Source organism: Clostridium sp. Marseille-P2415, from assembly GCF_900155545.1.
In the GTDB taxonomy this organism is placed as follows: domain Bacteria; phylum Bacillota; class Clostridia; order Lachnospirales; family Lachnospiraceae; genus Lacrimispora.
Window position 1 is genome coordinate 186224 of sequence record NZ_LT732525.1, and the last position, 12189, is coordinate 198412.

8 protein-coding genes and 1 pseudogene are annotated in these 12189 nt (G+C 46.5%); 2 read left to right on the forward strand and 7 right to left on the reverse strand.

Translation table 11 applies throughout. The features are described from left to right. Positions 1–82 precede the first annotated feature (82 nt). From gnpA to BQ9856_RS00920, 6 genes are all read right to left on the reverse strand, one after another. Positions 83–2239 (reverse strand): 1,3-beta-galactosyl-N-acetylhexosamine phosphorylase, encoded by a 2157-nt coding sequence (gene gnpA / locus BQ9856_RS00895; protein WP_077609313.1) that lies wholly within the window; start codon positions 2237–2239, stop codon positions 83–85. 76 nt (positions 2240–2315) lie between these two features. Beyond that, positions 2316–3986 carry a hypothetical protein gene (locus tag BQ9856_RS00900; protein WP_077609314.1) on the reverse strand — a complete coding sequence of 557 codons (1671 nt, stop codon included), beginning with the start codon at positions 3984–3986 and terminating at the stop codon, positions 2316–2318. A 134-nt stretch (positions 3987–4120) separates the two neighbouring features. Continuing rightward, positions 4121–5419, reverse strand: a complete 1299-nt coding sequence (gene ltrA / locus BQ9856_RS00905) for a group II intron reverse transcriptase/maturase (protein WP_077609315.1) — start codon at positions 5417–5419, stop codon at positions 4121–4123. 598 nt (positions 5420–6017) lie between these two features. Beyond that, positions 6018–7316 (reverse strand): group II intron reverse transcriptase/maturase, encoded by a 1299-nt coding sequence (ltrA, locus tag BQ9856_RS00910; RefSeq protein WP_077609315.1) that lies wholly within the window; start codon positions 7314–7316, stop codon positions 6018–6020. Between the two features lie 499 nt (positions 7317–7815). Further along, positions 7816–8730, reverse strand: a complete 915-nt coding sequence (locus tag BQ9856_RS00915) for a carbohydrate ABC transporter permease (RefSeq protein ID WP_077609316.1) — start codon at positions 8728–8730, stop codon at positions 7816–7818. A 13-nt stretch (positions 8731–8743) separates the two neighbouring features. Next, entirely contained in the window at positions 8744–9700 is a 957-nt protein-coding gene (locus BQ9856_RS00920; RefSeq protein WP_077609317.1) for an ABC transporter permease, read from the reverse strand. A gap of 287 nt (positions 9701–9987) precedes the next feature. Here BQ9856_RS00920 and BQ9856_RS00925 point away from each other — a divergent pair, with 287 nt between their 5' ends. Both BQ9856_RS00925 and BQ9856_RS00930 read left to right on the forward strand, forming a co-directional pair. Further along, positions 9988–10935 carry a helix-turn-helix domain-containing protein gene (locus BQ9856_RS00925; protein WP_077609318.1) on the forward strand — a complete coding sequence of 316 codons (948 nt, stop codon included), beginning with the start codon at positions 9988–9990 and terminating at the stop codon, positions 10933–10935. Between the two features lie 14 nt (positions 10936–10949). Beyond that, positions 10950–11924, forward strand: coding sequence for an acyltransferase family protein (locus BQ9856_RS00930; RefSeq protein ID WP_077609319.1), 975 nt, complete (start codon positions 10950–10952; stop codon positions 11922–11924). On the opposite strand, the pseudogene BQ9856_RS00935 reads toward BQ9856_RS00930, so the two are convergent. Beyond that, positions 11921–12189, reverse strand: a pseudogene (locus BQ9856_RS00935) (ATP-dependent zinc metalloprotease FtsH); the annotation flags it as partial. The gene BQ9856_RS00930 and the pseudogene BQ9856_RS00935 sit on opposite strands and share 4 nt — an antisense overlap.

The following is a 12189-nucleotide window of genomic DNA, read 5'->3' on the forward strand; positions in this document are numbered from 1 at the left end:
TTTCAATGATAATCAACAGCCAAAAGAGCCAAAAAAGGCGCCGGCCGAAGTAAAGAATCACTGCGGCCGGCACCTCCATCCCCTATAATGTCATGATAACCGTATCAAAAGCCTGAACGGTCACACGGGATACGCCGAAACCGGTTTCTACGGAAGCCTGCTTAAGCTTCTCACTGTTGTTAATCACCACAAGCTGGCGGCTTTCCGGGTACCATGCGCATTCCGTATAGGGATTATCCGTTAAATACTTCTGCCTTAAGTCCATTTTTTTCCCATAGAGCATCAGGTTTAGCAGCATTCTGGTATTCTCGCAGTTCACCTGGAAGCTGCTTAAATAAATCCCGCATCCTTTACCGAACTCATGCAGCGTGACCGAAGGGATCCCATTCTCCTCCTTAAGCACACGGGCTTTACCGTCGGTTAAGTAAAGGCCGCTCTTTCCCCGTACTCCGGCTCCATCCGGCAACAGGTCTTTTATAAGTTCCTTCTTATAATCCCAGCGGCCATGGCATACTCTCGCACCGGTATCCTTATCAATTCCAAGCACATGGGCCATTCGGAAGAAAGTATGGCAGCCTTCTTTCGCCGATGGCTCATTCACACCAAGGAAAACTCCTCCTTCGTGAACAAAACGGGTCACCTCATCAACCACCCTGCTGTCTGCCCAGGCATCGCCTCCGCTCCAGGCGGTTCCGGCAGCTCCTGCGTTTATGAGAACATCCACATTTTTTAAGGCTCCCTCCCTCACATCATCAAAGCTTATGAATTCCACTTTAACGGGAAGGCCGGATAAGGCTTCATTTATATGGACCAGATCATGTATATCAGTCTCATGGAAATGTCCGGATAAGGTCCAGGACCGGAGTTTTCCCCAGGAATGAAGAACTGCTGTCCTTAAGGGAAGGGTGTATACTTCTCCATTCTCGTGAAAGGTCTTGATCAGGCGGAATTCATCTGCTATTTTTTCGATATAGCTGCAAAAATCCGGGTAGTCTTCCACCAGATGGAGATATCCGCCAAGGCCGATGCGGTCTATTTTTTCCCGCAGAAGGGCGCGGCGCACATGATTCCAGTATTCTTTTGCGTCCTTTACCGGATCACCGCCCCGGCTGAAGGTAGGGGCCCCGCCAAGGCCTACGGGAAAGAGGTATGGGTGAAGTCTTAATTCATGGGTTTCTACCTCTGCTCCTGCACAAAGCCTTGCCTCGTAGCCGGAGAATACGCATTTGATCAGACCATCAAAGCCGAATTCCTTAAAATGGCTGTTATATGGCTCCACACCGATCCAGCTGTCATCATAAAATACGTAGGCTTTTTTTCCATAGCCATGGACCAGCTCCACCAGTTCCTTTCCAAAGTCCACTACAAAACGGTTCACAAAGGCCATGTAATCCAGCTGGCGTTTTCCCGGAGGCATATGGGTTACATGGAATTTTCCCTGGTTGATGAAATCTTCGGCAGTCAGGGCATAGCCATACTGCTGTTCAAATTCTTTTAACGCCCTGGGACTGACGGTAAAATCATAAGACCCCCAGTCACTGAAGAGATTCCGTTTTCTTTCACTGCTCCCCCACATCCAGGCAAAATTGTAAAAGAGTGAGGTGAAGCGCACCACTGTTGTGGCGGGATGGTTTTCACACCACGTCTTCAGCCATCCGGATAAATAGGCCCTGGTTTCCTCATGTCTGGGATCCACCGGCATCAGATGCTCCTTTTCCCAGTGGTTGGTCACATGATTGTACATGGAGATCTCCTCCCATATCCGGTATGCCAGAAAGCTGACGGTATATTGATGAAGGGAAATGGCTTCCGATATGATCACATTGCCTGTTTCTGCATCATAAGTCCATAAGAGACCGGACAGCTCCTGGTCTGTAGTCCGGTCGTATACCTGCCAGTATTTCACGGATTCCCTGCTGTCATTGATACAGAACTGCTCTTCGAAAAAGTCCTCCAGCAGATGGATTACCAGCAGGCTTTCTTCTGCTGTTCCTGGTTCCGTGACCAGAAAGGTCTGCTGGAGCTGTTCCGGATGGGCCTTGGCCCACCCGTTGTGATCCCGGATCATGCAAATGGTGGAATAGATTCCGTATCCTGCCCCTGTTATCTCATCGGAAAGCACCGTGCCGTCGCTGTCCCGGATCACATCGGCTCCCCAGCGGTCTGCCAGCTTAAGAGTCAGCTCCTCATAGCCGGATTCTCCCGGAAGTGTAAAGCTTCCTTTTTTTGTCTCTGTCATATATGTTCTTCCTTTCACTCTGCCTGCTGTGTTTTAAGAAAGGGCCGGTGCGGATCTGCAACAGCCCTTTCTTCTTTTATTCTGCGACATAATTGCCGGAATCGATCAATGCCTGCTTTTCGTCCAGAATGTCCTGATAACCGTTATCCAGATACTCCTTACAGTATTCCTCATACTTTGCATCCAGTTCTTCCGGCTTGCAGGTCACCATGTCAACATAGAATTCCTGCCACATGGCAGTTAAATCGGAGGCGTATTCACTGATGGAGCTTACGCTCTGGGTAAAGATCGGACTGATCAGGCCATATTGTTCCACTTCCTTGGTATATTCGTAGGACTGCCGGATCAGATCCTCATACCCGGCCGGAGCCAGCTTCTTTGTATTTGCTTTTAAATTTTTTTCTTCATCTCCATAGTCAGCAACTACCTCTGTTACCAGGCACCAGTAATCCTTATTGTTGTTATTGGAAAGCTTTGATTCTCCTGCAAAGCCGTCCGCAGGTACCGCGATCCCATCTGCGTCCAGGGTGTAATTCACACCTTCTATCCCGTTTTGTAAAAAGAATAAGTTTTCCGGCTGGGCCATCCAGTTTAAGTACATCCAGATTGCCGCCCTCTGTTCATCACTTGTCTTGGAATTGATTCCCATCACAATACCGTAAGGAGGATACTTATAATAATAAGCAGGGTTTCCGGCCGGAGCCTGAGCGGTGGGGCTGATCACGGAAACATCCGCTTCCGGGTCATTTGCCTTTAAGCTGTTTATGACATCCGTATTGGCAGAAATATAAAAGGAATAGGTTCCAACATTGCCGGCCACGAAATCCGCTTTCCATGCCGCATCGTCGGCATTTAAGTAAAATTCAGGATCCAGTATGCCATCGTTGTATGCCTGGTTCATGGCTTTCAAATAGTCTTTGCTGGCCTTCCAGGTAAGAGGCGCAACATTTAAATCCAGATACAGATTCAGTTCCTTATCATCCGGGTCGGCACCGATAAACGGATATGCATAGGTGTAGCTCTTATTGATGATCTGATCCCCCAGTGTCCCAAGTCCGGCCTCTTTCCATGCTCTGGCCACCGCATAAAGCTCTTCCCGTGTGGTTGGTTTTTCCATCCCCACTTTATCAAGCCAGTCCTGACGGATTAAGGTCACCCAGCTATAATAGATGGCTTCCCGCTCCGCAAAGAAGAACACGTTTTTGCCGTCAAGTTTTCCATAGGTATTTATGATATCTTCCGTCTTCTTATAAAAATCAGGGGCATAGTATTTGATTTCTTCTAAATCCAGCTCCTGCATGGCCCCTTCGGAATTGTAATTCACAGCCTGGGGCATATCGTAATGGTAAATAATATCAGGCGCATTTCCAGCCGCGATCATCTGCATATAATCCGCAATCTCATTCTGGCGGTTGATCGCAATATACTGGATGGTAACGTTATACTTATCGCCGAACGATTTCTGGATCCATTTGGTATAGTAATTATTTACCGGATCCCAGCCTTCAAAGCCTCTGTCGTACACCGGGATTTTTATGGTCACATTCTCCGGAAATCCCTGGGAATAATCCGTATAGCCTTCCTTTTTTACAGTTCCCCCGGCCTTTTTTGTTTCTTCTGTCCCTGACTTCGTACCGTCGGAAACCGTTTCCTCCTTTTTTCCGCTGCAGCCCGTTAAAAGACCTGCGGCCATGACCGCCGCCATACCGAATGCCGCTGCCTTTTTCCATACTTTCCTTTTTCTCATGAATGTCCCCTCCTATTTCTTAAAAGATTTCAATTGTTTAGTAAAATCGCACCTCACAATGCGAAGTCCTTTCCAGAACCGTACGTGCGGCTTTCCCGCATACGGCTCTTCATAATAACATTTACAGATTCCCGCTACGCATAGAGATTGTAGTACCTCTTGGGATATGCCAGCGGATAATAATCCAGCATCTGCTTAAATTCCTCCCAATTGTAGCTTTTCTTCTGACTCCTTCGATTCATCCAGCGGTATAACAGGCGCGTTGTGTAATAGTGATACTTCATCAGCGATGGTATGTTATACGTCACACCGTAGTATCTGTAGTGTCCAACCAGCTTACGATTAAGGATCAGCATTATCTCTTTTAATGGCTTTGTTCGATTGTTCTTCAGCCACTGCTTCATCTCCTTCAGTTTTGTCCGCATTCGTTTCCCGTTGGTTTTCGGTATCACACAGAACTTTCCCTCCTGGTTTTCTCCGCAATAGAATGTAAATCCCAAGAAATCAAAGGTCTCGGGTTTTCCCTCCCCTTTTCGCTTTCTTCTTTCTTTCGCATATCTCCCGAATTCTACAAGTCTGCTTTTACTCGTCTCTAGTTCCAACCCATATTTACACAGCCGTATCTGCATCTCTTCGTAGTATCGTTTGGCTTCCCCCTTATGTTCAAAGCCTGCCAGGTAATCATCTGCATACACTACCAGAAAACTCATTCCCGTTCCGCGTTTCTCAAAGTATGCTTTGTACCACAACACCAGCACATGGTGCATGTAGATATTTGCCAATATCGGACTGATGATATTTCCTTGGGCGGATCCCCATTCATTCGTCTGATACCTCCCTTCTTCCAGCACTCCTGCTTTCAGATACTTCTTTATCAGCCAGAGTATGTTCGGGTCTTTGATGTAGTATTCAACGAACTTCATTGTCCATTCGTGACTCATATGGTCGAAGAAACCTTTGATATCTGCATCTACAACATAGTTGATACGCTTTCGCACGATACTGATACACATTTCTTTGATTGCCATATGACAGTCGCGTTTCGGCCGGAATCCGTACATGTTCTCCTGAAACTTTGGTTCATATACCGCTTCCAATATCTTCTTTAGTCCTAATTGCACAATTTTATCTTCATAGACTGCAATACCCAGTGGACGCTTCTTTCCATTTGCTTTCGGTATATACACCCGCAGGGTCGGTTTCGGCTTATATGCCTTGTTCCTAAGTCTTTTCACCAGATTTCTGATGTTTTCTCTTAAGTTTTGGCTGTATTCCTCTTTTGTTATTCCATCGACTCCTGTTGCTTTCTTTCCGTCTAATTCTTTATGGCATTGAAGCAATAGTTCCTCATTCAGCAAGTGATACAGTGATGTAAATACCGGTCGGCTTTCATGAGCCGATTTGTCTGCTATTCTTTCTAATTTCGTTTGCATTTATCCTCCCGCCCCTGAGTGCGGTAAATGTGCCCTCAGAAAGAGTGTTATTATGCACTCCCCTTCCCTCCGCCATCATTACTGGCTTCTTTGGTACTATGAGAGTGTCCGACTGCCTGTGACTCCTTTGATTTCCTCCTTGTCATCGTTGTACGTCATACCTGCATGCAGCAGTTATCTGCTTTGCAGGAAATCACAGGCTCTCTCCAGTTGACTGATTAGTCATTGTAAAACATGATTGGCCCTTGGACTCCGTCAAAGCCATAACAAACTCGCTTAACGCTTGTTATGATGTTGCCTTCCGCATGGATAAACTGCGTCGGCCTTTAAGACTTTGTAAAATTTCGAAGCTCGATAGCATTGCAACCCTGTTTCCTGACTGTCTACGCTTAGCCTTGCCTGTTACCAGACAACACCCAAGACTCGCTAACGGTGGCTCGCTACGCCTTGCCGTATGGGATTTCCACCCACTAAACCAATCGCCCTTTTCTGGACGCGCGTTTAGTAAAATCGCACCTCACAATGCGAAGTCCTTTCCAGAACCGTACGTGCGGCTTTCCCGCATACGGCTCTTCATAATAACATTTACAGATTCCCGCTACGCATAGAGATTGTAATACCTCTTGGGATATGCCAGCGGATAATAATCCAGCATCTGCTTAAATTCCTCCCAATTGTAGCTTTTCTTCTGACTCCTTCGATTCATCCAGCGGTATAACAGGCGCGTTGTGTAATAGTGATACTTCATCAGCGATGGTATGTTATACGTCACACCGTAGTATCTGTAGTGTCCAACCAGCTTACGATTAAGGATCAGCATTATCTCTTTTAATGGCTTTGTTCGATTGTTCTTCAGCCACTGTTTCATCTCCTTCAGTTTTGTCCGCATTCGTTTCCCGTTGGTTTTCGGTATCACACAGAACTTTCCCTCCTGGTTTTCTCCGCAATAGAATGTAAATCCCAAGAAATCAAAGGTCTCGGGTTTTCCCTCCCCTTTTCGCTTTCTTCTTTCTTTCGCATATCTCCCGAATTCTACAAGTCTGCTTTTACTCGTCTCTAGTTCCAACCCATATTTACACAGCCGTATCTGCATCTCTTCGTAGTATCGTTTGGCTTCCCCCTTATGTTCAAAGCCTGCCAGGTAATCATCTGCATACACTACCAGAAAACTCATTCCCGTTCCGCGTTTCTCAAAGTATGCTTTGTACCACAACACCAGCACATGGTGCATGTAGATATTTGCCAATATCGGACTGATGATATTTCCTTGGGCGGATCCCCATTCATTCGTCTGATACCTCCCTTCTTCCAGCACTCCTGCTTTCAGATACTTCTTTATCAGCCAGAGTATGTTCGGGTCTTTGATGTAGTATTCAACGAACTTCATTGTCCATTCGTGACTCATATGGTCGAAGAAACCTTTGATATCTGCATCTACAACATAGTTGATACGCTTTCGCACGATACTGATACACATTTCTTTGATTGCCATATGACAGTCGCGTTTCGGCCGGAATCCGTACATGTTCTCCTGAAACTTTGGTTCATATACCGCTTCCAATATCTTCTTTAGTCCTAATTGCACAATTTTATCTTCATAGACTGCAATACCCAGTGGACGCTTCTTTCCATTTGCTTTCGGTATATACACCCGCAGGGTCGGTTTCGGCTTATATGCCTTGTTCCTAAGTCTTTTCACCAGATTTCTGATGTTTTCTCTTAAGTTTTGGCTGTATTCCTCTTTTGTTATTCCATCGACTCCTGTTGCTTTCTTTCCGTCTAATTCTTTATGGCATTGAAGCAATAGTTCCTCATTCAGCAAGTGATACAGTGATGTAAATACCGGTCGGCTTTCATGAGCCGATTTGTCTGCTATTCTTTCTAATTTCGTTTGCATTTATCCTCCCGCCCCTGAGTGCGGTAAATGTGCCCTCAGAAAGAGTGTTATTATGCACTCCCCTTCCCTCCGCCATCATTACTGGCTTCTTTGGTACTATGAGAGTGTCCGACTGCCTGTGACTCCTTTGATTTCCTCCTTGTCATCGTTGTACGTCATACCTGCATGCAGCAGTTATCTGCTTTGCAGGAAATCACAGGCTCTCTCCAGTTGACTGATTAGTCATTGTAAAACATGATTGGCCCTTGGACTCCGTCAAAGCCATAACAAACTCGCTTAACGCTTGTTATGATGTTGCCTTCCGCATGGATAAACTGCGTCGGCCTTTAAGACTTTGTAAAATTTCGAAGCTCGATAGCATTGCAACCCTGTTTCCTGACTGTCTACGCTTAGCCTTGCCTGTTACCAGACAACACCCAAGACTCGCTAACGGTGGCTCGCTACGCCTTGCCGTATGGGATTTCCACCCACTAAACCAATCGCCCTTTTCTGGACGCGCTCATCCCTTCACTGCACCGATCATGGTCCCATGTACAAAATACTTCTGTACAAAGGGATAGATACAGACAATGGGTAATGTTGCAAAAATGATGCAGGAAGCTTTTAAAACCTCCGGGTTGGTAATCTGTCCCGTCACCACAGCCCCCTCGGCTTTAAAGGACTCACTGGCTGCCACTACCAGATAATAGAGCTTTAGCTGCAGCGGCCTTAAATCCGTTCTTTGTTTGACATAGAACAGGGCATCGGAATACGCATTCCAGCGGCCTACCGCGTAAAATAAGGAAATGGTAGCGATGATGGGCTTGGATAAAGGCACCACGATGCTGCTTAATATCCGGAAGTGGCTGGCCCCGTCCATAAGAGCTGATTCAATCAGGCTATCCGGTATGGACGCATGAAAGTTATTCTTCATGATCAGAAAATTATAGGCTGAAAAGGACAGAGGCAGGATCATGCACCACCAGGTATCCAGCATATGCAGCTGGTTCATAAGCAGATAGTCAGGAATGGTACCTGCGGCAAAATACATGGTAAACATGATTAAGAACGTCATGATCTTCCTTCCCCTTAAACGGGTCCTGCTTAAGGCATACGCCGCACTGATGGTTAAAAAGATGCCGATTGCCGTAAATGACACGGTCACTATGACGGACACATACAGCGAACGCATAATGGAAGCATCCTGGAACACTTTATAATAGGCATGGAAATTAATATCCTTCGGTATTATAAAAATCTTATTTGCAATGACATAAGCTTCTTTGCTGACGGATTTCGCAAATATATGCAGAAATGGCAGCAGGCAGGTAAGGGAAATCAGCAAAAGAAAAAGATAGAAAAACAAGTCGACAGCCCGGGCCCTCACCCTTTTTCCGGTCCATGTCCTGTGGTTTCTGATTCTGTTCCGGCTCATATTTATTCCCTCCTTAAATCAATCCGTCTTCACCGAGGCGCTTGGCTGTGTAATCCGCTGCCAGCACCAGCGCGAGGCCGATGATGGACTGGAACAATCCCAGAGCAGTCGCCTCACTGAACTTTCCGCTTTCAATCCCCATACGGTATACCAATACCGGAATTGTAGTGGTATACTGGGTCGCTTTGGCATTAGCCAGGGCAAAGACCCGTTCAAAGCTGCCTCCCATAAGTTTTCCCAGGTTCATGATGAGAAGCGTTACGATGGTGCTGCGGATACAGGGCAATGTCACATGAAGGCATTGCTTCCATCTGCCGGCCCCATCCACCCTCGCTGCCTCGTAAAGTTCGGAGTTAACACCGGTTATGGCCGCCAGGTAAATGATGGTCCCCCACCCCATGGACTGCCATACACCGATGAATACGTAGCTGACCAGCCACCAGGTGTCCTCCTGGAGAAACGGTATGGGACTGTGCCCGGCATTCTGAATGAGCGCATTGACTACCCCGCTGCTTAAAGAAAACATGGAATAGCCGATTCCTCCGATGATGACCCAGGATAAAAAATGGGGCAGATATAAAAGCGTCTGCATCACGCTCTTAAAATACTTATTTCTGATTTCATTGAGAATAAGGGCAAGGATAACCGGCATCGGGAAGCTGAAAACCAGGTCCAGAATATTTAACAGCAGGGTATTGCCCAGAGCCTGGCCGAAATCCCTTTTCTTAAACACCTTTTCAAAAACCGAAAATCCCACCCAGGGACTTTCCGAGTACCCCTTTGCCACCTTATAATCCTTAAATGCAATGGACAATCCGGTATATGGTAAGAACTTAAAAATCAGGATAAAAAGTATAGGAAGAACCATAAGTACGTATAGCTGCCAGTCACGTCTTAAGTACCAGGCCATCCCGTGCCTCTTTCTCCGGATCTGACTGCCCGGGTTTTCCTGTCTTTCGGAAATTTTCATAATTACTCCCCCATATCCGCTTTTATTTATAGTAATATTATAAAAAAACCCGGATACCGTTTCCAATCAAAACCCGGTCAAAACTATGCAATTTCAACCTTTTACTTTTGCGATAATCCATTTTCAATGGAATGCTTTTCCCAGATACCAGGTATTTTCCCAATTTTTTCTTTCCATTAAGCTGTTTTTCAGTTTTATCAGCTTATCTTTTCATCCGGTATTGGTTGAAATATCGCTTAGATATAATGTATAATGAAATGAGTAAATTCCAGGAGGATGAGGCAGATATGCCCAGGCGTAAAAAGACAATTATCGAATTCCGGGATTATGATCTTCCCGCCCATTTTCCTGTCCTGCTCCTGACAGGGGAACACTGGCGGATATCCGACGTTCCTTCCGGACGGCTTCACATCCACAACTGTCTGGAGATCGGCTTGTGCGAGACGGACAGCGGAATCATGAAATTCGAGGATATATCCTTTCCCTTTGAAGCCGGAGACGTCACCGCCATATCCTGTGACATCCCGCACACCACCTGCAGCACGCCGGGAACAGCCAGCAAATGGTCCTATCTGTTCGTGGATATGGGGGAACTTCTACACCCGTTTTTTACCGGAACGGACCTCCGTAATGTGGATCTGTTTTCCATATCCGAACACCATTTAAGCCGGATCATGGGGAAGAAGGAATACCCGGTGATCCATTCCCTTGTAACGGAGATCATAGAAGAGATGAAGAGAAAAGAGTCGGGTTATGAGCTTATCGTCCGCGGCCTTTTTCTTGCTCTGGCTTCAAACCTGATGCGGATCGCTGCCGCCGGAAGCAAAAAAGAAGACCAGCAGCCGGAAAACGCTCTGGTCATTGCACCGGCACTGGATTTTATCCGGTACCACTATATGGAGGATTTCCCAATGGAAAACCTGGCCGGCTTATGCGGCTTAAGCCCGACTCACTTCCGCAGGCTGTTTTCCTCGGTCATGGGAACCCGGCCTCTGGAACACTTAAATGCTACCCGGATCCGGAAGGCCGCCGACTTGCTGCGCATGACAGAGGAATCCGTCTTAAGCATTTCCGAACGGGTGGGATTCCATTCCATATCAAGCTTTAACCGGCACTTTCTTTCCATCATGGGACAGACACCGCGGGATTGGCGCAGGCAGATGTCCATTTTAAAGGACCAATCGGTATTTAAGTACAACGGATGGATGTACGCAGAGATATTAAAGAAAAAATAAAAGGCAGGTAATCTATGGACCGGGAACAAAGAAACTTTAAAATGGACAATACAAAGGCGCTTTTGATCTTCCTTGTTGTGTTCGGACATTTTCTGGAACTTTTTAAGGGAGATATCAGCGCTTTTCTTTCCCTTCTCATCTATTCCTTTCACATGCCTGCCTTTGCATTCTGCTCCGGATATTTTGCAAAATGGAATCCCAGGCACCTGATTCAGAGAATTCTTTATCCTTATGTCTGTTTCCAGGTCCTTTACCTGCTGTTTGGGAAATTCTTTCTTGGGGATCCCTTTTCCCACCCCTTTACCCGTCCCTACTGGCTGATGTGGTACTTAATGTCCCTGTTTTTCTGGTATTTGCTCCTGCCGGTAATTGACCGGTATCAGCATTTCAGGCTCTGGTTCATTACCGGAGCAGTGGCTCTTGCGCTTTTAATCGGCTTTGTGCCATGGGCCGGATACCGGTTCAGCTTTTCCAGGACCGTTGTCCTTTTTCCTTTCTTTCTAACGGGATACCTATGCCGCAATGTGTGGGAATCCAGCTTGCAGGCTTTGAAAAAAAGGGGTTCTATGGCCGGCTCTCTGTTATGTCTCGTCATGCTGGGATGCATCCTATTGCTGTGGTCAAACCGGTTAAGCATAAAACCGGAATGGCTCTACCATTCCACGTCTTACGCTCTGGGCGGTTATTCCATCCGGATAAGGGGACTGCTCCTCTTAAATGCCGGAATCTGGACCTCATGGCTTCTTTTTTATCTGCCCGGACGCAGGATCCCCATTGTCTCTGCTCTGGGAAGACATACAATGGCCGTTTACCTTTTGCACGGCTTTTTCTTAAAGCTGGCAAAGGCAAACGGCCTCTTATCCGGCAGCCAGGCTGTCAACCTGACGGCCTCCTTCCTTCTGTCACTGCTTCTTTGCTTACTGCTTGGGAATCCTATGACGGAACGGCTGTTTCATTTTCTTTTCTCAGCGGAATGGCAAAAGCATTAAACCTCTGCCTTATTGAAGATTTCCATAAATTCTTCCCCTGTAATTGTCTCCCGCTCCAGTAAGTATTCCGCTATTTCATGAAGCTTTTTCTCATGGTCTTTCAGTATCTGTAAAGCTTTCTGGTGCTGCTCTCTTATAATCCTTATCACTTCACCGTCAATCTGCCTTGCCGTCTCAGGAGCACAGGCAAGGGATGTGTCACCGCCCAGATACTGATTGGTCACGGCTTCCAAAGCCACCATATCAAACTCATCGCTCATGCCAT